The 19615-nt window shown below is 65.9% G+C and carries 27 protein-coding genes; 20 read left to right on the top strand and 7 right to left on the bottom strand.

Features of this window, described 5'->3' with window-relative positions; translation table 11 throughout:
- Positions 1 to 2 precede the first annotated feature (2 nt).
- From ABEG18_RS13235 to ABEG18_RS13210, 6 genes are all read right to left on the bottom strand, one after another.
- Positions 3 to 1283: a hypothetical protein gene (locus ABEG18_RS13235; RefSeq protein ID WP_406853523.1), complete on the bottom strand. Its 1281-nt coding sequence runs from the start codon at positions 1281 to 1283 to the stop codon at positions 3 to 5.
- A gap of 2 nt (positions 1284 to 1285) precedes the next feature.
- On the bottom strand, positions 1286 to 2260 hold the full coding sequence (locus tag ABEG18_RS13230) for a hypothetical protein (RefSeq protein WP_406853522.1): 975 nt from the start codon (positions 2258 to 2260) through the stop codon (positions 1286 to 1288).
- A gap of 13 nt (positions 2261 to 2273) precedes the next feature.
- Positions 2274 to 2417 carry a hypothetical protein gene (locus ABEG18_RS13225; RefSeq protein ID WP_406853521.1) on the bottom strand — a complete coding sequence of 48 codons (144 nt, stop codon included), beginning with the start codon at positions 2415 to 2417 and terminating at the stop codon, positions 2274 to 2276.
- Positions 2414 to 2788 (bottom strand): hypothetical protein, encoded by a 375-nt coding sequence (locus ABEG18_RS13220; RefSeq protein WP_406853520.1) that lies wholly within the window; start codon positions 2786 to 2788, stop codon positions 2414 to 2416. The genes ABEG18_RS13225 and ABEG18_RS13220 overlap by 4 nt, the downstream gene beginning before the upstream one ends.
- Before the next feature lie 127 nt (positions 2789 to 2915).
- Positions 2916 to 3191, bottom strand: coding sequence for a hypothetical protein (locus ABEG18_RS13215; RefSeq protein WP_406853519.1), 276 nt, complete (start codon positions 3189 to 3191; stop codon positions 2916 to 2918).
- Between the two features lie 78 nt (positions 3192 to 3269).
- On the bottom strand, positions 3270 to 4094 hold the full coding sequence (locus tag ABEG18_RS13210; RefSeq protein ID WP_406853518.1) for an XRE family transcriptional regulator: 825 nt from the start codon (positions 4092 to 4094) through the stop codon (positions 3270 to 3272).
- Here ABEG18_RS13210 and ABEG18_RS13205 point away from each other — a divergent pair.
- The 12 genes from ABEG18_RS13205 to ABEG18_RS13150 all read left to right on the top strand — a co-directional run bounded on the left by ABEG18_RS13205 (position 4065) and on the right by ABEG18_RS13150 (position 11074).
- The gene (locus ABEG18_RS13205) at positions 4065 to 4286 is read left to right on the top strand and encodes a helix-turn-helix domain-containing protein (protein WP_406853517.1); all 222 of its coding nucleotides are present in this window, start codon (positions 4065 to 4067) and stop codon (positions 4284 to 4286) included. The genes ABEG18_RS13210 and ABEG18_RS13205 overlap by 30 nt on opposite strands.
- A 454-nt stretch (positions 4287 to 4740) precedes the next feature.
- Complete coding sequence (locus ABEG18_RS13200; RefSeq protein WP_406853516.1) at positions 4741 to 5214, top strand: hypothetical protein; 474 nt, start codon at positions 4741 to 4743, stop codon at positions 5212 to 5214.
- 11 nt (positions 5215 to 5225) lie between these two features.
- On the top strand, positions 5226 to 5513 hold the full coding sequence (locus tag ABEG18_RS13195) for a DUF2312 domain-containing protein (RefSeq protein WP_406858605.1): 288 nt from the start codon (positions 5226 to 5228) through the stop codon (positions 5511 to 5513).
- Entirely contained in the window at positions 5513 to 6109 is a 597-nt protein-coding gene (locus ABEG18_RS13190; RefSeq protein WP_406853515.1) for a GcrA family cell cycle regulator, read from the top strand. The genes ABEG18_RS13195 and ABEG18_RS13190 overlap by 1 nt, the downstream gene beginning before the upstream one ends.
- A 172-nt stretch (positions 6110 to 6281) precedes the next feature.
- The gene (locus ABEG18_RS13185; protein ID WP_406853514.1) at positions 6282 to 7016 is read left to right on the top strand and encodes a DNA cytosine methyltransferase; all 735 of its coding nucleotides are present in this window, start codon (positions 6282 to 6284) and stop codon (positions 7014 to 7016) included.
- The gene (locus ABEG18_RS13180; RefSeq protein ID WP_406853513.1) at positions 7013 to 7351 is read left to right on the top strand and encodes a DUF1064 domain-containing protein; all 339 of its coding nucleotides are present in this window, start codon (positions 7013 to 7015) and stop codon (positions 7349 to 7351) included. Before ABEG18_RS13185 ends, ABEG18_RS13180 begins: the two co-directional genes overlap by 4 nt.
- Entirely contained in the window at positions 7348 to 7917 is a 570-nt protein-coding gene (locus ABEG18_RS13175; RefSeq protein ID WP_406853512.1) for a hypothetical protein, read from the top strand. Before ABEG18_RS13180 ends, ABEG18_RS13175 begins: the two co-directional genes overlap by 4 nt.
- The gene (locus ABEG18_RS13170; protein WP_406853511.1) at positions 7914 to 8138 is read left to right on the top strand and encodes a hypothetical protein; all 225 of its coding nucleotides are present in this window, start codon (positions 7914 to 7916) and stop codon (positions 8136 to 8138) included. Before ABEG18_RS13175 ends, ABEG18_RS13170 begins: the two co-directional genes overlap by 4 nt.
- A complete protein-coding gene (locus tag ABEG18_RS13165) occupies positions 8110 to 8592 on the top strand; it encodes a helix-turn-helix domain-containing protein (RefSeq protein WP_406853510.1) in 483 nt (160 codons plus the stop codon). The genes ABEG18_RS13170 and ABEG18_RS13165 overlap by 29 nt, the downstream gene beginning before the upstream one ends.
- A complete protein-coding gene (locus ABEG18_RS13160; RefSeq protein ID WP_406853509.1) occupies positions 8592 to 9389 on the top strand; it encodes an HNH endonuclease in 798 nt (265 codons plus the stop codon). Before ABEG18_RS13165 ends, ABEG18_RS13160 begins: the two co-directional genes overlap by 1 nt.
- 37 nt (positions 9390 to 9426) lie before the next feature.
- On the top strand, positions 9427 to 10263 hold the full coding sequence (locus ABEG18_RS13155) for a hypothetical protein (RefSeq protein WP_406853508.1): 837 nt from the start codon (positions 9427 to 9429) through the stop codon (positions 10261 to 10263).
- 31 nt (positions 10264 to 10294) lie between these two features.
- Positions 10295 to 11074 carry a transcription termination/antitermination protein NusG gene (locus ABEG18_RS13150; protein ID WP_406853507.1) on the top strand — a complete coding sequence of 260 codons (780 nt, stop codon included), beginning with the start codon at positions 10295 to 10297 and terminating at the stop codon, positions 11072 to 11074.
- Positions 11075 to 11766: 692 nt separating this feature from the next.
- On the opposite strand, the gene ABEG18_RS13145 is transcribed toward ABEG18_RS13150, so the two are convergent.
- Positions 11767 to 12090: a hypothetical protein gene (locus ABEG18_RS13145; RefSeq protein WP_406853506.1), complete on the bottom strand. Its 324-nt coding sequence runs from the start codon at positions 12088 to 12090 to the stop codon at positions 11767 to 11769.
- A gap of 96 nt (positions 12091 to 12186) precedes the next feature.
- Between ABEG18_RS13145 and ABEG18_RS13140 the strand changes: the two genes are divergently transcribed.
- Genes ABEG18_RS13140 through ABEG18_RS13105 form a run of 8 tightly spaced genes read left to right on the top strand, consistent with a single transcriptional unit; the run spans position 12187 to position 19610 of the window.
- Entirely contained in the window at positions 12187 to 12792 is a 606-nt protein-coding gene (locus ABEG18_RS13140) for a terminase small subunit (RefSeq protein ID WP_406853505.1), read from the top strand.
- On the top strand, positions 12755 to 14194 hold the full coding sequence (gene terL, locus ABEG18_RS13135; protein ID WP_406853504.1) for a phage terminase large subunit: 1440 nt from the start codon (positions 12755 to 12757) through the stop codon (positions 14192 to 14194). Before ABEG18_RS13140 ends, terL begins: the two co-directional genes overlap by 38 nt.
- A 3-nt stretch (positions 14195 to 14197) precedes the next feature.
- Positions 14198 to 16012, top strand: a complete 1815-nt coding sequence (locus tag ABEG18_RS13130) for an anti-CBASS protein Acb1 family protein (RefSeq protein ID WP_406853503.1) — start codon at positions 14198 to 14200, stop codon at positions 16010 to 16012.
- Entirely contained in the window at positions 16012 to 16833 is an 822-nt protein-coding gene (locus ABEG18_RS13125) for a phage minor head protein (protein WP_406853502.1), read from the top strand. The genes ABEG18_RS13130 and ABEG18_RS13125 overlap by 1 nt, the downstream gene beginning before the upstream one ends.
- Before the next feature lie 17 nt (positions 16834 to 16850).
- Complete coding sequence (locus ABEG18_RS13120; RefSeq protein ID WP_406853501.1) at positions 16851 to 17072, top strand: hypothetical protein; 222 nt, start codon at positions 16851 to 16853, stop codon at positions 17070 to 17072.
- A gap of 26 nt (positions 17073 to 17098) precedes the next feature.
- A complete protein-coding gene (locus tag ABEG18_RS13115) occupies positions 17099 to 18211 on the top strand; it encodes a DUF2213 domain-containing protein (protein ID WP_406858502.1) in 1113 nt (370 codons plus the stop codon).
- Positions 18211 to 18645 (top strand): DUF2190 domain-containing protein, encoded by a 435-nt coding sequence (locus ABEG18_RS13110; RefSeq protein ID WP_406858501.1) that lies wholly within the window; start codon positions 18211 to 18213, stop codon positions 18643 to 18645. Before ABEG18_RS13115 ends, ABEG18_RS13110 begins: the two co-directional genes overlap by 1 nt.
- Before the next feature lie 17 nt (positions 18646 to 18662).
- The gene (locus ABEG18_RS13105) at positions 18663 to 19610 is read left to right on the top strand and encodes a DUF2184 domain-containing protein (protein ID WP_406858500.1); all 948 of its coding nucleotides are present in this window, start codon (positions 18663 to 18665) and stop codon (positions 19608 to 19610) included.
- Positions 19611 to 19615 lie beyond the last annotated feature (5 nt).

Raw genomic sequence — 19615 nt, 5'->3', positions numbered from 1 at the left:
GATCAGACGCCCTCGTCAGCCTGCCGGGCAGCCTGCATGAGGCTGTCCTTGTGTGCCTCGAGGAACGACATCTCGTTCGCGTGGCGCTTGCCGAGCCAGAACTTGAGGGCGCGGACGCCTTCCAGGGATGCGGAGCGGGCTTCGTCCAGCAGGACGCGCTCGACTGGCGTCATGCCATCGTCACCGTCCTCTTTGGATTCCGCGGCGCTGGATCGGGCGGCCTTCTGCTCGGCGTCGAAGAACGGGGTGAAGAACTCGTTCCAGATCCGACCGGCTTCCCGCTTGGCGTCCTCGTCGAGCTGATCGACCTTCGGCATGTAGGCGTCGCGGACGCGGTCGAAATCGGCGGCTGTCTTGCAGTCCACCAAGTCGTTGCGGAGGTCCTCCAGCAAGTCGCCATCCGACGCTTCTTCGACAGCCTGGGTGGCGGAGTTCGGTGCAGGGGCCGAACTCAGCTGGCCCATCTCGGTGTAGGCCTGGGCCGAGCGCGGCGGGGGCGGCGCGCGGCGCGCGGGCTGCTCGACCGCGACCGGCTCCGGCTTGGCCTGCTCGGTCGGGATCGTGACGGCGGGCGGCTGCGGCGCCGCGAGCGACGGCGGAGGCGGCGGGGCGCGCCGGATCGGGGCGGGAGCCTCATCCTCCGTGGTCCGGGTGATGTCCTGAAGCTCTTCGACCGTCGCAAGGCCCTTGAGCACATCGGCGAAGGTGTCGCGCAACAGGAAACCGCGCGCCCGGAACTTCAGCATCCGATCCGGGTACTTGTGCCAAGGCGAGTCGTTCTGGGCCTCGTACCACTCGCCGCTCCGGCCCTTTTTCTTGACGATGGGACGCTCGTCCCAGAGCCGGGCCTTCTTCGCCTGGGCGACGGAGAACCTCTCCTCGACGACCTCTTCGCCCTTGCGCTGGACCCGGCAGACTGCTGCGCGCTCGTCGCCCTCGCCTTCGATCCATTCCTTGAACGACAGCATCAGGCCGGAGGCGCGCACGAGGGCGATTGCGGCATCGCCGTAGATGCCAGGCCGCCCGTTGATGATGCCGATCGACTGCACGGCCTGCATAGGCGGCAGGCCGATCTCCAGCCCGTACATGACGGCCACACAGACCTTCTGAGCGGAGTCCAGGCCGTATGGGGCCAGACCTGACTGGAAGATGGCCTCACCGACCCGGAAGGCCTCGTTCAAGTCACGCGGGACGATGGCCCGGATGGACTGACCTGCCGTCACCGGGGATCGATCGCGACGCGCTGGGAGATGTTCGATGTTGGTGTCTTCAGCGAGGCTCATGGTTAGGCCCTCTTCTGCTCTTCGATGCGGCAACCGGAGACAGACACGCCGGCCTCGATCATCCGGCGGGAGATCACGCGGACCACTTCGACCAGCTCGGCCGGCGGATCGTTGAGCGCGGCAAGTTGCGTCAGGGCGGCCCGGAGGTCGTCGATCACAAGCACGCGGACGGTGCGCAGACCGGACGGCGGCGCCGCGCGGCGGCTGGCGACCGGCGCGACGGGCGCCGGCTCCGGCGCGGGCTGGCCGGCGGCCGCAGCCTCGGCGGCGGCGCGAGCGGCGTCCTCGCGGGCCTTGCGCTCAGCCTCGGCCCGGCGCCGCTCTTCCTCCTGGCGCCTGCGGTCGCGCTCGACCCGGAACGGCGTGACCACCGCGCCGATCCGCTTCTTGCCATCCTCGGCCCGGGCCTCGAGCGCCTTCCACTTGGCGTCGACCTTGCGCCCGCCCTCCAGGAAAGGCTCCTTCTCGGCCTTGTGGAGCGCCGCGATCTTCTTCTGCAGGGCGAGGAACTCGGCCCGGAACGTCTCGGCCTTGGCGTCCTGATCCTCGGTCGTGATCGAGCCGCCGCAATCGGCGAGGTACTTGGCGAAGGCGGCCTCGTGAGCCGCGATCTGCGCCTTGATCTTGTCCTCCTCGGAGGCGTCTTCCGGCAGAGCCTCGGCGTGCTGCTCGACCTCGGAGGCGATGTCCTCCGGCCACGGCTGGCCCTGGTCCGCCACGGCGGTGTAAAGCTCGTAGCTGATCGGCCGGCGGGCCACCCAGGTCCAGATCTGATGCGGGTCGACGGACTCGTCGCCCTTGAAGGCGAGGAGCTGGCCGCCGTCGCGATAGATGCAGACGGGGAGCCACGGGCCGCCCTTGCCGGAGCGCATGCGGAAATAGCCGCACTGCGGGTCATTCTCGTGGATCGGCGGGTTCAGGCCGGCGCGGGCCGAGTCCCACCAGGCGAAGTCGTTCTGTTCCAGAGCGGCGCTCATGGCTGTGTTCCCTTCAGGGTTCGACGTTGGTGAGTTGCTCGTGCTGCTCGTCGCCCGGGCGGGGTCGGTAGAGCAGCCAGGCGCCGCCGATCGTGATCAGCGGGAAGCCCAGGCAGGTCGCGAGGGCGAGGACGAGGATCAGGGTTTCCTCGGTCATGCCGCCGAGTCCCCGCCGTCGGCTGTGACGGGGACGGCTTGGCTGTGCCGGCGGAAGGGGATCACCGCCCGGTCGGGCATGTCCTCCGCAAACCGGCGATCGAGGTCCCGCTGCGCTGCATGCTCGAGGTAGGCGCCGATCGCGTGGATCTCGTCGTGCAGATCATTGGCCAAAGCGCAGGCCCCAAGCCGGAAGCCAAACACCACATCGCCGTTACCGTCGGTGAGGCGGGCGTACTCGGCAGGGCTCGCCTGCCTCAGCTGGGCCAGCTCGTCCTCGGCTTGTCTCAGCACCTTGGTGAGGGCGTCGAGATGGACGATCGCCTGCCGCTTTTCAGCCTGTGTTCTCAGGTGAGGGGAAAGGTCGGTCATGACGTGGCTCCTCAGCGCCTGCGCAGCAAAGCGAGGCGGTCGACCAGGTATTCGGTGGCGGCGATGGCGATGATCCCGAGGCCACCCGCGATGGCCCAAGGCCGGATGAAGTCGATGAAGTGGCCGGTCATGCCGCCGCCTGCTCGAGGTCGGCGGCGAAGCGGACGCGGCTGGCGGGCATGTTGCCGCCGTCGGGCCCGGCCATGATGTCGAAGCCGCAGCTGACGCCGGGGCGGCCGGGCAGGATGCCGATCGCGTTGACCAGCAGCCGGCCGCCGCCGATGTCACGCGGCTCGGAGAGCAGCGTCAGCTCGAACCAGAGGTCGTCAGCTCGGTGCTTGACCAGATCGCCCGGCGCGAGAGCGCTAAGCTGGGCGAGGGAAAGGAAGTTGGTGTGGGGCAAGTCCGCCTCCGTCCTGATGACGGAGGCACAATACCAAAACGGTCTATCTAGTCAATACCAATCTGGAATATTTTGGTATCAATGGCGTTTGATCGCTGCAACGACGCGGCCGACCACCTCAATCTCCTCAAGTCCCACCTCTTCCTCAGGGTGGTTGGAGTTGTCCGAAAGGATCCTGACCCGTGCAGAGTCCCGTCCGCGCGAAACCTGTAGCCGTTTGACGATCACTAACCCGAACCGGTCCCGGAGCGCATAGATCCCGTCCGGACTGGGCGTGCGGTGCCCCGTGTCTACGAAAACGCGCTCGCCCGGTTCGATGGTCGGGCTCATGCTGTCGCCCTGGGTCTCAAGCACAACGAGGCGCGCAGCCGGTGCTCGCAACTCGTCGCGGACAAAGCTCGATGGAAGCAGCCAAGGTTCCGGCTTAAGAGCGTCGACGGTCGTAACCTCGACGCCGTTCCTCACATACGCGTGTTGAACAACGCCGCCCCCGCCCATACCCGCCCGCACGTCGACTTCAACGATGCCGGCCGGCGGAACATTGATCAGATCGGCTTCGTCCTCGGCTGTTCGAGTAATCTCGGAATCTCGGTCGGGCGGGTAGAGGAGATCTTCCGATCGCACGTCCAGAAAGGGCGCTAGGCGATCCGCCCAACTCTTGGTCAGTTCACGCTCGCCCACTTCAAGTCGCCGGATCTGCGGCTGAGATGTGCCTGCGAGCTCGGCCAACTTCTGCTGGCTGAGGCCTTTTGCTTCTCTGATTCGGCGAAGTTCACTCATACCGAAACGGTAAGGGGCAGCCGACCGTTGGTCTAAGACCGATATGGTATTTTTAGGTTGACGATAAAATTCCAAATTGGTATTCCATCTGCCATGAAGCTCGCCGATTATCTCGCCAAGCATGGCCTCTCCCACAGTGACTTCGCTGCGAAAATCAGCGTCTCGCAAGCATCGGTCACGCGCTACGTGCAAGGCCAGAGGACACCTCGGCCGGCGCACATGCGGCGAATACGCGAGGTGACCAGAGGAGCCGTGACTGCCAACGACTTCATAGGCACGTCCCAGGACAACACGGGTCATGGAGCGGCAGCATGACGCCTTCTGCCTGGTCCATCCGCGACGACATGCGCGTGGGCCTCGACACCTCCGCCATCGCGCAGAGGCGCGGGTGCTCCGAGGCTGAGATCTGGAACGAGCTGGCCCGCGAGGACCAGCGCTTATCTGCGGCGGCGCGCGGAGACGCAGCGAGCGTCGTCGCGGGTCGATCGGGCGCCGTAAGCGTCCACGTCCAGCCCTCCTTGGGCGCTTCCTCCCTGACTTGCGGCCGGGGCTTCGCCTCCGGCCGCCTTTCCGGAGTGGTTGTCGTTCCGAGGCCGGAGGCCCAGCTTCGTCACCTCGATCCGCGCCAGGTCGGCGAGGCTGAACCAGTGATCATCCATCGATTTTGCTCCCGAGCCTGAAGGCGGCGGCTGAACAGTCGCGCCTGTGCTCAGGACCTTCCAGTGGAAGTCAGTACATCCGTTTCCAGCCGACTTTGGGGAGTCGAGAAATGAATGCGCACGCAGCGTTTAACCCGGTAAAGCCGAGAGCTTACTTTACCACCAAGCACGTCATCTCTCGGATGTTCGCCGAGATCGGCGGCCCCAAGCGCGTGGCCGAGCGGATCCGCAAGAAGCTCAAGCAGACGTACAACTACAGCGACCCGCAGCATCCGGCCGAGATCAGTTTTGCGGCGGTGTGCGACCTGGTCGTGGCCGGCGCCCGCGCGCCCATCGAGCATCTCTGCACCTTGGCCGGCGGCGCGTTCCTGCCCAGCCACACGACCAACGAGGGCGTGACGGTTCTGGCTGGCCGCGCCTGTGTGGAGCAGGCCGAGTTCGTCGCCAAGCTCCTGGACGCCACCGGGGACGGCAAGATCACCGCCGCCGAGGCTCTGCCGCTGCTCAAGGATCTCGACGACGCCATCCGCACGCTCACCTGCGCCCGCGCCCGCGTGCTGGCCGACGTGGAGTGCGGCCAGTGATCGGGGTTGGCATGGGAGCTGCTACGCACGCACCTGCGGCTGCGCGGAACGCCAGCGTCGGCGACAACGGTATCGCCGCCGACCAGCTGAGAGCCATCATCGAGAGGGTCGAGCGCCTTCACGAAGAGAAGAAGGCCCTGGAAGAGGACATCCGCGATGTCTACGCGGAAGCGAAGGGAACTGGCTTCGATACCAAGATCATCAAGAAGATCGTCGCCATCCGCCGGCAGGACCACGCCGCGCGGAAGGAAGAGGAAGCGATCCTCGAGCTGTATCTTGAAGCGCTGGGGATGGCGTAATGGCGGTCCCCTGGACAGACGACCGCGTCGAGATCCTGCGCAAACTGATCGTCCTCGGCCTCAGCGCCTCTCAGGTCGCGGCTGAACTCGGCGGTGGCGTCACGCGCAGCTCGGTGATTGGCAAGGCGTTTCGGCTCGGCCTCAACTTCGGGGCGGCCAAGGCCGAGCAGGACAAGCGCATCGTCGCGGCGGCTGCGGGCAGGCGAGGGCGCTCCGTTCAGCTCCGGCGCGCCGCGCTGACTGTCGTGACGCCGAGCGCCAGCGGCCGGGACGCATCGCATGCGCCCAAGCTGGGAGGAGCCTCGAAAGTCGCCGCAGGGGCGACATTCAACCCCGAGCCTCCGCCGCTGCCTAGCCCTCCTCTCGGGCTAAGCCTGCTCGCGCTCACGGCGGACTCGTGCCGCTATCCAGTCGCCCTCAGCCAATCCGGCTCGCATCAGTTCTGCGGCCACACACACGAGGGCGCCGGCCCGTACTGCCCGCACCACGCCGCCATCGCTTACCGCGGCAAGGTGAAGGACGCACCGAAGGTCAATCGCCGCGACACGCCGAAAAAGCCGGTGTTGTCCGCCTTCAATCTGAGCGGGGTGGCGTGATGGGTCAGCCCGTTCTCGTCTGGTCGCATCCGCAGGGACTCACGCTTCGCCAGCTGGTCGGGCGTGACCCCTGCTGCCTGGCCATCCTCCCCCGTCGCAAGGGCGAGGAGCCGCGCTATTGCGGCAAGCCAGGCCCGCTGCGCTGTGACGCTCACCGGGGAGGCGGACGGTGATGCGCGTCCTCGATCTCTTCTCCGGCATCGGTGGCTTCTCGCTCGGCCTGGAGCGCACGGGCGGCTTTCAGACCGTGGCGTTCTGCGAGATCGACTCGTTCGCCCGCCGCGTCCTCGCGAAACACTGGCCTGGAGTCCCCTGCTACGATGACGTCCGCACCCTTACCGCAGAGCGCCTGGCCGCAGATGGAATTGGCGTTGACGTCATCTGCGGAGGCTTCCCCTGCCAGGACCTCTCGACAGCAGGCTCCGGTCTTGGTCTTGCCGGAGAACGCTCGGGGCTCTGGTATGAGTTCGCGCGGCTTATTGGCGAATTACGACCCCGCCTCGTCATCGTGGAGAACAGCCCAGAGCTGCTTGATGGATGGCTTGGAGATATTCTCGGGCCGCTGGCCACGCTCGGGTATGACGCGGAATGGAACTGCATTCCTGCTTCGACCCTTGGTGCACCTCACCGACGCGACCGCCTCTGGATTGTTGCCTACCCCGCTGGCGTCGGACAACAGGGACAGGGGCGACGTGTCCATGCCATCTATCCAGCGCCGGATGCGTATCGGGAAGCAGATAGGCTTGTCGGCGCTTTTCAAAGGCATTCCCTGCCGTTCGTGTGTGGAGGGCATGATGGGGTTCCCGGACGGTTGGACGAGCTTAGAGGGCTCGGCAACGCCGTAGTTCCCCAGATCCCCGAGCTGATCGGCCGCGCCATCCTCGCCGCAGAGGAGCGCGCGGCATGAGCCGGTCCCGCTTCGCGGTCGCCCCTGTCGAGGCACGCACCCTCGATGGGATCACCTTCGCCTCGAAGAAGGAGATGATGCGCTATTCCGAGCTCAAGCTTCTCCAGCGCGCCGGCGTCATCCACGACCTGCAGGTCCAGCCGTCCTTCCCCGTGAAGATCGACGGCCAGCACTTCTGCACCTACACGCCGGACTTCCGCTACCTGAATGAGCGCGGCGAAGTCGTGGTGGAGGAGCTCAAGTCGTCCGGCACCGCCAAGGACGCGGCCTACCGCCTGCGCCGCAAAGCCATGGAGCTTTTCTACCGCATGAAGGTGGTGGAGACGGTGCGATGAATGCTCCCGTCAAGCTCAACGCTCATCTCTGGGCCCGGCATCCCGACGACTGGTACGTCGAGCCCGAATGGGTCAGCGAGCGCCTGTTCGCGGTGGAGCGCTTCAGGGGCACCGTGCTCGACCCGGCCTGCGGAACCGGGCGCATCGTGCGCGCCGCCCAGATGGCGGGGCTGCACGCCTGGGGCGAGGACATCGTGGTGCGCAGCCCTGACTGCGCCCGCGTCAGCAACTTCCTGATTGAGCGCGTCGGCGCCAACAACGTCATCTCCAACCCGCCCTTCAAGCACGCCGAGGCCTTCGTGACCCGCGCGCTGGAGGTCGCGATGGACAAGGTCGCGATGCTGCTGCCTTCGGCCTGGGTTCACGGCGACGAGCGCTCGCGCTGGCTGGAGAGCACCCCGCTGCGCCGGGTGCTGTTCATCACCCCGCGCCCGTCCATGCCGCCCGGTCCCGTGATCGAGGCTGGCATCAAGGCCGGCGGCGGCACGTCCGACTTCGCTTGGTTCATCTGGCATCAGAACTTCGACGGCAAGCCGGAACTCGGCTGGTCGCGGAGGAAGCCATGACCCCGCTCATCGCCCAGGCCGACGCTGTCTCGCTTCAGGCTTCCGGCCTCGAGGCCCGCATCAGCCGCTTGCTGGACCCCGACCGCAAGGGCGCTCCGTGGCCCACCCACGACATCGAACAAAAGCGCGTCCGGCTCGCCGAGCTGCGGGACGCCGCCAAAACCCTCTATTCACTTGCGAAGGCGCAGAGCCATGCAGACAGCACTTCAGCAGCAGCGTGAAACTTACCGAGCCGCCCGTCGGCGCATGGGGATCAGCGTGGCCCAGCCGGTCGTTCAGCGGCCCGCCCTGGCGCTGGTTCCTCGTTCGCCTGCCCCCGCGGCGGAGGCGGTGCCTGAGCCGGCCGCTGAGCCTTTCCCGCAGCAGTCCCAGCCGCTGAAGCCCATCCGAGAGCAGGAGAGGCGCTCCGATTACGAAGCCCATCTGTATGCGCCTCTCGGGCACGCCATCCGTGATGCCATTTGCATGAAGTACGGCGTCAAGCTCCGCATGCTTCTTAGCCGAAGCCGCAAGATCGTCCCCATGCTGGCGCGGCATGAAGTCATGTGGGAACTGCGCCAGCGGACGAACTGGTCTTACAAGCGGATCGCCCGGTTTATGAACCGCCAAGATCACACCGCGGTCATTTATGGAATCGCCGCCCACCAGCGCCGGCTTGATGCGAGGACCGCGTGATGAGGGAACGAAAGCCCATCCGCAACAGCGTGCGCTTCGAGGTCTTCAAGCGCGACAGTTTCACTTGCCAGTATTGCGGTCGGAAGGCCCCCGACGTCGTGCTCCAGTGCGACCACATCAACGCCGTCGCCAATGGCGGCGACAACGATCCGATGAACCTCGTCACGTCTTGCTTTGAGTGCAATAGCGGGAAGAGCGACAAGACCCTGGACGAGACGCACATTCTGGACCGTCAGCGTGCAGAACTCGAGCAACTGAATGAGCGCCGCGCGCAACTGGAGATGCTGATCCAGTGGCGGGACCAGCTAGCCAACCTCGAGCAAGACCAACTTGCCACGATTGAGGGCAAGGTGATCAAGAGTTTGGCGTGTCCTGGTCTGGGCTTATCAGAGGGCGGTCGCGACAGTCTGCGCAGGATGGTCAAGAGGTTCGGGGCAGAGCTAGTCCTGGATGCAGCACAGTCGTCAGCGGAGTCCTATTGCGAACGTGGGCCAGACGGCAACGTCACTCATGAGAGCGCTGCGCGCGCGTTCAGCATGATCGCTAGAGTGGCCGCTGTCCTACAGTTGTCCAAGGACAAGCCTTATCTGCGTAGGCTCTACTACATCAGAGGCATCCTCAGGCGTCGGCTTCGCTACCTCAACGAGGCGGCGGCTATGCAGTTGATGGAGGAGGCTGTCCTGCACGCCATGGACATCGACTGGCTGGAACGCTTCGCCAAGCAGTGCCGTAGCTGGACTCAATTTCGAAAAGAACTAGACGCGTTTATTGAGGAGGAAATCCGTGGCGAGGATTAGGAGCGTCCACCCCGGCTTGTTCACGGACGAAGCATTCATGTCGGCCTCCGTTCATGCGCGGCTGTTTCTCATCGGACTATGGACGGAGGCATTCGACGACGGCGTCTTTGAATGGAAGCCGCTCACATTGAAGGCTCGGCTTTTCCCAGTAGACAACATCGACCTTCCGGGCCTGCTAGACGAGGTCGAGGGACTTGGCTTCGTCCGGAGGTTCAGCGCGAACGGCAAGGCATACGGAGCTATCCGGAACTTCCGCCGTTTTCAGCGGCCCAAGAGCCCCAACTCATCGAAAGTGCTTACGGAAGAGATGGCCGAGTTCGTCGGTTATTCCGGAACCACTACGGAAGAGCTTCCGAAGTCCTCCCCCAGCGATTCCGAAAAGTCGCCGCAGATGGAGGATGGAGGAGGGAGGGAAGAGGAAGAAGAACAAAAAAACCAGCAGCGCAGCCCTACGATCCGCGATCCTGGCCGCGCTGCGCTTGTCGATGATGGGATTTTGGAAGATCTGGCCGACGCGGCGGGCATCCCGCTTTCGCAGGCCCCCAAGGATCTCGCCCCGATCCGCGACCTGGTCGACAAGGGCTATTCGCTCGCCGAGCAGATCCTCCCGACCATCCGCGCCAAGCGCGGCAAGGAGTTCTCGTCCTGGCGCTACGTGGTGGCTGCTGTGGTTGAGAGAGCCGAGCGCAGCGCCGGCGTGAAGCCCGCCCCAGGGAGGCCCACAGCCGCCGCAGGGGCCTGGGTGGACGAGGGCTCCCCGGCATGGGAGGCCGTCACGAAAGCCCGCGGCAAGCCACCCCTGAAGACCTGGCACAACGGAAAGCCCGGAGCGTTCGTGCGCCTCAGTGAAATCCCCGCGGAGCGCGCAGCGTGAGCATGATCAACGGCGGCAGAGGCACGAGGCGATGGTCATTCCGAAATTGAACTTCACGGACGCGAGCGCGCCCGCCGTGGCCGCAGATCAGGATCAGGGGTTCGAGCAGGTCACCCGGTGGCACATCGTGCAGGTCACCGCCCGCCAGGAGCAGCGCGTCTGTGACGACCTGCGCCTCGCCGGATTCCTGCCCTACTGCCCGATGGAGGTGGTCTGGCGAAAGCCCCGCAGTCATGAGTCCAAGAAGCGGCTCCAGGCCCTATCCGAGCGGCGCAGCTTGGCGCTGGAGGCGGCTGGGCGGATCCGCGATCCCATGGCTCAGCGCCGGGCGCTCGCAGCCATCGTCCGCAGCCTGCCCCGGGTCTCGTCCATGCTCGGCCGCAACCCAGCTGTCGAGGACCGGAGGCCCTATCTGCCCGGCTATCTGTTCCTTGGTCTCCTGCCCGGTCAGGAGTCGAGGCTCACCGATGTGAAACCCATCGACTGGCGCAAGGGCGGCGGTTTCGATGGGGTGATCGACCTGGTGCGCGCCAGCGGGGCCGCGGTGCAGATCCACGAGAGCATCGTTCTCAAGCTCAAGGAGCGGGAAGACGCAGGCGAGCTCAGCGGCAGCAAAAAGGACAAGGACACCCGGAAGGCGACGGCGTTCCGGGAAGGGCAAGACGTCCGCATCACTGACGGGCCCTTGGCCAGGTTTGACGCCCAGGTGGAACGGTGCGCGCCGAACGATCGTGTGCAGATCTTGATCTCGCTGTTCGGCCGGCCGACACGGGCCATCTTGGAAGCTTCCCAGCTTGAGGCTGCGTCTTGACAGGCTGCGCGAACACTTGCACGCATGCGGCAAGGCTTGCGCACGAGCCTCCCGGCCTACCGGCGGTCACGCGTCGGCCCGGGTAACGTGCGAGGGACGCCGGGGAAAGAGAGCGTGTTTCACGCCTCCCGATCCAGCCAGCAGGATGCCGGATCCGGTGAACCTGTTCTGGCGCGACGCCCTCCTTTTCTCAAAATCCAGTTTCGCGCGGCGACGACGGCGCCCCAACGCCTTCTGTCTCGGCCCTCAAGCACGCGCGACTTTTTCGTCGACGGAGGCATAGCCCGGCTCACCCGCGCCGGCCGCCGTCCGACTAGGCACGATCCATGCAAGCTTGTCGCTGCGTCTTAATCGGGGTCGTTTCGGGATTATCCGTCGTATTCGCTACGGTTTGGCTGTTGCTAAGCCTATATGGATGAGATCGCCCCTCGGGGCGTAGTCGCTGGGGTGCTGCCATCATCCCATCTCGGTGCTTGCCCGGCCGCGCTGCGACGAAGACCGGGCGACTTTCCTGGAGCGAGTTATGCCTTGCAGTTCATGCGCGGAACGCCGCCGCATGCTGGCTGACGCTGCGGCAAAGGCCCGTGCCGGCGATCTTCGGGGCGCCGGGCTGCAGCTCGCGGACGTTGGCCGCCACATGATCGGGCGAAGGGTCGTGAATGGGCGGGTGGTCAGCGCCGAGCCACCGAAGCCTAGCTCGGCCGTTTCGGATTGAACCACTTGTCCCAAGGGACGCCTTCCGGAAGCCCGGTCAGCTTGGTTTCCACTACGTCCATGGCGCCGTCGATGGATCGCGAGATCTGGAAGCGCTGCCTAATTTGCCGAAGTGTCGTCACGATCATCTCGTCTGGCCCGTGGCTTTCCACCCAGCTGTCCTCGACAGATTTGATCTGGGCGGCGATCTCCCCAGCGTTGTCGTCGCCGGCATCGGCGAACCAGGTCAGCAACAGCTGAATCACTTCAGCCTGCGCAAGCACCTCCGCCTCCAGTCGATTTATTCGATCCTCGAACGTCATCCAGCTGCTCCGACTCTCGTGCGGTGACACTACCCGCAGTGGACCGACGGGCAAATGGAATGGGGCCGGCGCGGATCTAAGCGAGCGCCTTACCTCATGCCCGTCCTCAAGAACGCCAAGCACGAAAGGTTCGCGCAGGAGATCTCCAAGGGAGCGACCGCCGACGAGGCCTACGCGCTCGCCGGGTACTCACCTCATCGGTCCAATGCTGCGCGGATGAGCGCAAATGAGCACATCCGGAGCAGAGTTGAGGAGATCCTGAGTAAGGCGGCAGACAAGGTCGGCGTCACCGTCGAGCGCGTCATATCCGAACTGGCGAAGATCGGTTTCGCGGACATCCGAAAGGCGGTCGCCTGGGGCGCCGGGATCGCCGTCGCGGACGAGACTGGCCAGGTGCACGTGGTCAACGACGTCGCCCTGATCTCAAGCGAACAGATCGACCCCGACACAGCCGCCGCCATCTCCGAGGTTCGCAAGACCAAGGATGGTGTGGCTATCAAGTTCCACGACAAACAAGCCGCGCTCGTGAACCTAGGAAAGCACCTCGGCCTGTTTAAGGACCGGGTCGAGCTGACTGGTCGCGATGGCGGCCCGATCAAGACGGAGCAGGGCCCAGACTTGTCTGGCCTGCCCATCGAAGATCTGGCCGCCCTGGAGGCGATCCTTGCAAAAGCCTCCGCCGAGCCTTCGAGCGGTTCGTAAGGAGCTCGCCGAGCGAAAGCTTGCCCAGTTCATCCGCCTCGCCTGGCCCGTCATCGAACCCGGCCAGCCCTACGTCCACGGCTGGCACATCGACGCGGTCTGCGAGCACCTCGAGGCGATCACCTACGGGCACATCAGCCGCCTACTGATCAACGTCCCACCCGGAACGATGAAGAGCCTGGCGGCCGGCGTGTTCTGGCCCGCCTGGGAGTGGGGACCGAAGAACAGGCCGTCAACGCGCTACGTGGCTGCCTCGCACTCGCAGAAGCTGGCCATTCGCGACAACCTGCGCACCCGCCGCCTCGTGGCGAGCGACTGGTATCAGGAGCTCTGGGGCGACCGCGTCGCCCTGACCAAGGACCAGAACGTCAAGGAGAAGTTCGAGAACGAGGCGACCGGCATTCGCGAGGCTGTCGCCGCAGGCTCCATCACCGGCGCCCGCGGCGACCGGGTCATTATCGACGATCCGCTCTCGGTCGAGGACGCAGGGTCCGAAAAGGTCCGAGACGGCGTGAACGAGTGGTTCCTGGAGGCGGTGCCAACCCGCCTCAACAATCCGGACCGCTCCGCCATCGTGGTCATCATGCAGCGGCTGCACGAGCGCGACGTGTCCGGGATCATTCTGGCCAAGGAGCTCGGCTACGAGCACCTGATGCTGCCGATGGAGTTCGAGCCCGAGCGGCGGTGCGTCACCTCGATCGGCTTCAAGGACATCCGGACCGACGACGGCGAGCTGCTGTTCCCGGCGCGCTTCCCGCGCCATGTCGTCGACCGTGACAAGAAGGTGATGGGCTCCTACGCCGTCGCCGGTCAATTCCAGCAGCGCCCCGCCCCGCGCGAGGGCGGCATGTTCAAGAAGGGCTGGTTCGAGGTCGTCGGCGCGGCCCCGGCCAACACGCGATGGGTTCGCCACTGGGACCTCGCCGCGAGCGCGGCGAAGCAGGGCAGCAACCCGGCCTACACGGCCGGAGTCAAACTCGGCCGCGCCCCGGACGGCACGTTCTACGTCGGACACGTGGCGCGCGTTCAGGCCGAAGGCCCTGACGTTCGCCGCCTGATTAAGAACACCGCCGGGCAGGACGGCGAAGAGGTCGAGGTCAGCCTGCCGCAGGATCCCGGCCAGGCTGGAAAGGTTCAGGCCCGCGATCTCGTCGCCATGCTGGCAGGCTTCCGGGCCCATGCCGAGCCGGAGACCGGCGACAAGGTCACCCGAGCCGAGCCGTTCGCCGCGCAGGCTGAAGCCGGCAATGTGAAGCTGATCCGCGGCGACTGGAACGACGCCTACCTCGAAGAGCTCAGCGTCTTTCCGGCGGGGGCTCACAAGGACCAGGTCGACGCCAGCTCCGGCGCTTTCGGCCGCCTGATGTCGAAGCGGCCTTACGGCATGCTCAACGTGGTCTGACGAATGCTCTTCTTCGACCGGCTCATCAACCTCGTCTCCGGTCTGGGCACCTCCAAGGACAAGTCCGTCGCCGCCGCTTACGCGCTGTCGCTCATCGAGCCGCAGCAGCTGGAGGCCATGTATCGCAGCGACTGGCTGTCGCGGAAGATCGTCGACATCGTCCCGCATGACATGACGCGCGCCTGGCGCGAGTGGCAGGCTGAGAACACGCAGATTGAGGCGATCGAAGAAGCCGAGCGCGCGCTGGGCGTTCGCGACAAAGTCGCCACGGCGATGAAGCGGGCCAGGCTTTACGGCGGCTCGGCCATCTTCATCGGCATCGGTGATGCCGACCCGGCCCAGCCGCTTGTTCCGGACCGAGTCGGGCGCGGGGCGGTCCAGTACCTGCACGTGCTCAGCCGCAATGAGGTCACCACCGGCGAGCTGGAGCAGGACATCCTGTCTCCGTTCTTCGGCCAGCCGCGCTTCTACGAGATCGCTGGGGCAGGGCGGGCCGGCGTTCGAATCCACCCCTCGCGCGTGATCCGCTTCATCGGCGCCGAGCTGCCTGACCCGCGCATGTCGGCGGACGGCTGGGGCGACTCGATCCTGCAGATCATCCTGGACGCGATTCAGAACGCCGCCTCGTCCCAGCAGCACGTCGCCAGCATGCTGCCGGAAGCCAAGACGGACATCATCAACGTGCCGGGCCTTGCCGGCCATCTGCAGACGCCAGAAGGCACGTCACGCGTGACGGCGCGGTTTTCCGCCGCGGCCCAGATCAAGAGCCTGCACAACATCCTGCTGCTCGACAGCGACGGGAAGGAGGGTGAGATCTGGCAGCAAAAGCAGCTCAACTTCCAGTCCTTCCCCGAGCTTCTTCGCATGTTCCTTGAGGTAGCAGCTGGCGCGGCTGACATCCCGGTCACCCGATTGCTCGGCAAATCGCCCACCGGCCTGAACGCCACCGGCGACGCTGACATCCGGAACTACTACGACCACGTCGCTAGCCTGCAGGAAGTCTCCCTTAGGCCGACGGTGTCGCCGCTCGACGAGATCCTGATCCGCCACGCGCTGGGCAGCCGGCCGGCGGACGTCTGGTACGAGTGGTCGCCGCTCTGGCAGATGAGCGAGACCGAGAAGGCCGATGTCGGGCTGAAGAAGGCGCAGGCCACCAAGATCTATCTCGACGGCGGGCTGTTCCCGACCGAGGCGCTCGCCCAGGGCGTGCGCAATCAGCTGATCGAGGACGGCATCTATCCCGGCATCGAGTCGGCCTTCGACGAGTTCGGCGTCGACATCGAAGAAGTCGAGCCCGCGCCGCTGCCCAGGCCCAACCTGCGCCTGGTCGGAAACGACGCCGCGCCGCGTACCCTCTATGTCTCCCGCGCCGTCCTGAACGCCGACGAGATCATCGCCTGGGCCAAAGGGCAGGGGTTCAAGACCACTCTGGCCTCAGACGATCTGCACGTGACGGTCTGCTTCAGCCGCACGCCGCTCGACTGGATGAAGGTCGGCGAGGACTACTGGTCGTCGCAGGACAACGATGGCGGCCTGGAGATTCCGGCCGGCGGCGCACGCCTCGTCGAGCGTTTCGATGGCGGCGCCGTGGTGCTGCTGTTCTCCTCTCGGGCGCTGCAGTGGCGGCATGAGCAGTTTGAGGACGCCGGAGCTTCGTGGGATCACGCGGAGTACCAGCCGCACATCACGATCACCTACGAGCTCAGGTCTGTGGATCTGACCGCGATCGAACCTTTCGCCGGGCGGATCCTGCTGGGTCCGGAGCGTTTCGCCGAAGTCGACGAGGACTGGAAGGCCCGCGTCACCGAGGACGCCTGATGCGCTACGACCTGGCGCAATTGGCCCGCGAGCGCGGCAAGCGCCGCACGGTGGCGCTGCGCCCGATCGCGCCACGCCGGTCCGCCGAGCTCGGGCTGGAACGCATCATCCGGATGGTGCTCGCGGAAGGCGAGCGGTCAAAGGCGCTGATCATGCTGTCCGCCGAGGTCACAGCGGCCCGGCATACGCAGGACATGGGCCTTGGCGAAACCTTCAGGGGCATGCGCGACGCCATGGCCCGGCTGATTGCGTCCGCTCGCGGGATGGTCGACCGGTTGCTGCGCATCGAAGCCGTCCGGCACGATGACCGCTGGCTGGAAAGCGTCAACGCCGCGATCGGCGTGGATCTGAAAGCGGTGGTGCAGCAGCGCTCGGTCGAGCCGCTCATCGAGCTCGCGACCGCAGCTGCCGTGGCCCTGATCACCGGGCTAAGCGACGAGGTCGCCAAGAGGGTCGAAACCGCGGTGATCGACATGCTCACGCAGGGCAAGTCGACGAGGGACATCGCCAAGGCCTTCGACGCGCAGTTCGGCTTCGGCAAGCGCCGGGCCAAGTTGATCGCCCGCGATCAGGCCGCCAAATTCAACGGCAACCTGAACCGGATCCGTCAGCAGGAAGCGGGCGTCACTGAGTACATCTGGTGGACCGTTCACGACGAGCGGGTCCGGGGAAACCCCGAAGGCCGATACCCCGGCGCAAAGCCGTCGCACTGGGCCCGGCACGGCAAGACATTTCGCTGGGATGAGCCGCCCAGCGACGGCCACCCAGGCCAGCCCATTAACTGCCGCTGCATCCCGAGGCCCGTGATCCGGGCGGAGTGACCTTCAAGGAGAAAAATATGACCACGACTGTTGTTGTGAAGGCCAACCACGGCTGGCCCGTTGACGTCACCACTATCCCTGTTGGCGCGAACGGCCCCGCGGGCATTCACCCGCTCGAGGGGTCGACCGCCCGTGTCGCGGCGGGCGAAGAGCGCTCGTTCTACGTCCATTCAGGGCAGGACTTGCGCATTCACGAAGTCCAGCCGGATGAGGTGGCGGCCACGAACGCCGCCGCCTGAGCACTCTACGCCGCGCCGGAGCGACCATGACCACGATCACGTTCACCGACGCGGTGTCCCTTACGGACACCCGGACGACGCGCGACGGCTACCTGGTCGCGGACGCCCGCATCGCGCGCACCGGAATCCAGATCTATCTCGGCGCCGAAATGGGCCGGACGGACCTGGCGCAAGTGCGCGTCTACCGTCCCGAGGGCGAGGTCTTTCACGCCGACTCGCTGGCGAGCTTCGCCCATCGGCCGGTCACTAACGACCATCCGGCCGAGATGGTGACGGCGGCCAACTGGAAGAAGCACGCCATCGGCATGATGGGCGGCGAGGTGGCGCGCGACGGCACGTTCATTCGGGTGCCGCTCACCCTTATGGACTCCGCCGCGATCGAGGCCGTGAAGGCCGGCAAGCGCGAGCTCTCCGCCGGCTACCAGTGCGACATCGACTGGACCGCCGGCCAGACGCCCCAGGGCGAGGCCTACGACGCCGTCCAGAAGAACATCCGAGCCAACCATCTCGCCATCGTGGACGCCGGGCGGGCTGGTCCTCTCTGTCGCATCGGCGACAAGGCGTCCTCAAACACAGGAGATCGGTCGATGACCGACAAGCCCACCAAGACGGTCATCGTCGATGGCATCCCGATCGAGACTACCGATCAGGGCGCCACGGTGATCGACACTCTGCAGAAGCGCTTGGCCGACGCCAACAAGGCGTCCGAAGCCTTCTCGGCCAAGGTCGGAGAGCTCACCGCGACCGTGTCGGCCAAGGACGGCGAAATCGCCGTGCTGAAGAAGCAAGTCGAGGACGCGGCGCTCACGCCCGCCAAGCTCGACGCCGCCGTCGCAGCCCGGACCAAGACCATCGCCGACGCCAAGGCCATCGCCGGCGACGCGCTCGTGGTCGACGGCAAGACCGACGCCGAAATCACCCGCGCCGCCGTGGTCGCCAAGCTGGGCGACGCAGCCAAGGACATGGACGACGCCGCTATCGGTGGCGCATTCCGGGCCCTGGCCGCTTCCAACACGACCGACCCCGTCCGCGACGCTCTGCGCACTGGGTCACCGCGTCAGACCGCCGACGGGACCTCCGCGCACGCCAAGATGGTCGATGACCTCCAGGGCGCCTGGAAGACCAAGGGAGCAGCCTAATGGCCATTCAGACCTCTTACGCCGCCACTCACGCCGCCGCGCTGGAAGGCATGGTGGCGAACTCCGAGCCCGCGGTCATCGTCTCGCGCGTTGTCGAGACGGGAGCCGGCATCGGGTTTGGCAAGATCGCCCAGCGCGGCACTGCCGATAACCAGATCAAGGTGTCCTCGGCCTCGCCGAAGTACCTCGGCATCACCGTGCTCGATCCGGGCCAGCCCGCCGACCTCTACGCCCAGTACGCCACGGCCGCTGTCATGACCAAGGGCGTGATCTGGGTGCAGGCGTCGGTCGCGGTCGCGGCCGGAGACCCCGTGTATTTCGTTCCGGCGACGGGCGTCATCACCAACGTCTCGACCAGCAACGTGCAGATCCCGAACGCGACCTTCGACAGCTCGACCTCCGGGGCAGGGCTGGCGAAGGTTCGCCTCGGCTAACTGAAGGGCATCCTCACATGAACATCCACGTCCAGGACGCCCCGCAGCGCGCGTTGGGCTTCCTCATCACGCAGGCTTCGCTCATCGAGCCGCAGGTCTACGCGACCAAGTATCAGGACATCCAGTATCCGTCCCTGATCCCGGTCGACACCTCGGCGCCGGAGTGGATCCAGAGCGTCACCTACTTCTCTGGCGACGCCGTCGGCGCGGCCTCGTGGTTCTCCGGCAAGGCTCAGGACGTCCCCAACGTCGAGCTGCTCCGCGAGAAGTTCGAGACCACGGTCAGCATGGCCGCGATCGGCTATCGCTACGACCTCGAAGAGCTCGGCAAGGCCATGCTGCTCGGCATGAACCTGAACGCGGACAAGGCCAACGCGGCCCGTCGCGTCTCCGAAGAGTTCATCGAGCAGGTCGCGTTCCTGGGCGACACGTCGAAGGGCCTGACCGGCCTGGTGAACAACGGGTCCGTGACGGCCACGGCGGCTCCGGCCGACGGGAGCGGCTCGGCCACGACCTTCGCCAGCAAGACGCCCGACCAGGTTCTGCGCGACATCAACGGCCAGCTGACCGGCATCTTCACCGGTTCGCTCGGCGCCGAGATGGCCGACACGCTCCTGCTGCCCTACTCGGTGCTGCTGGACCTCTCGACCCGCCGCATCGACGCCACCAACCAGACCACCATCCTGGAGTGGGTCGAGCGCAACAACATCTACACGCGGACCACGGGCGGACGCCTCGACATCCGCGGCATCTGGGGCCTCGACACCGCCGGCTCTGGCGGAACGAAGCGCATGGTGGCGTATCGCCGCGACCCGTCGGTCGTGAAGATGCACATCCCCATGCCGTTCCGGTTCCTGCCGGTCTGGCAGGTCGGTCCGATCCTGTTCGAAGTCCCGGGCCTGTTCCGGCTTGGCGGCGTCGACATCCGCCGCCCCAAGTCCGTCCGTTACCTGGACGGGATCTAAGGAGG

The organism is Alsobacter sp. KACC 23698, from assembly GCF_045348435.1.
Lineage (GTDB): Bacteria > Pseudomonadota > Alphaproteobacteria > Rhizobiales > Beijerinckiaceae > Alsobacter.
The sequence above is the reverse complement of the archived record's forward strand: the minus strand, read 5'-3'. Positions and strand labels throughout refer to the sequence as shown.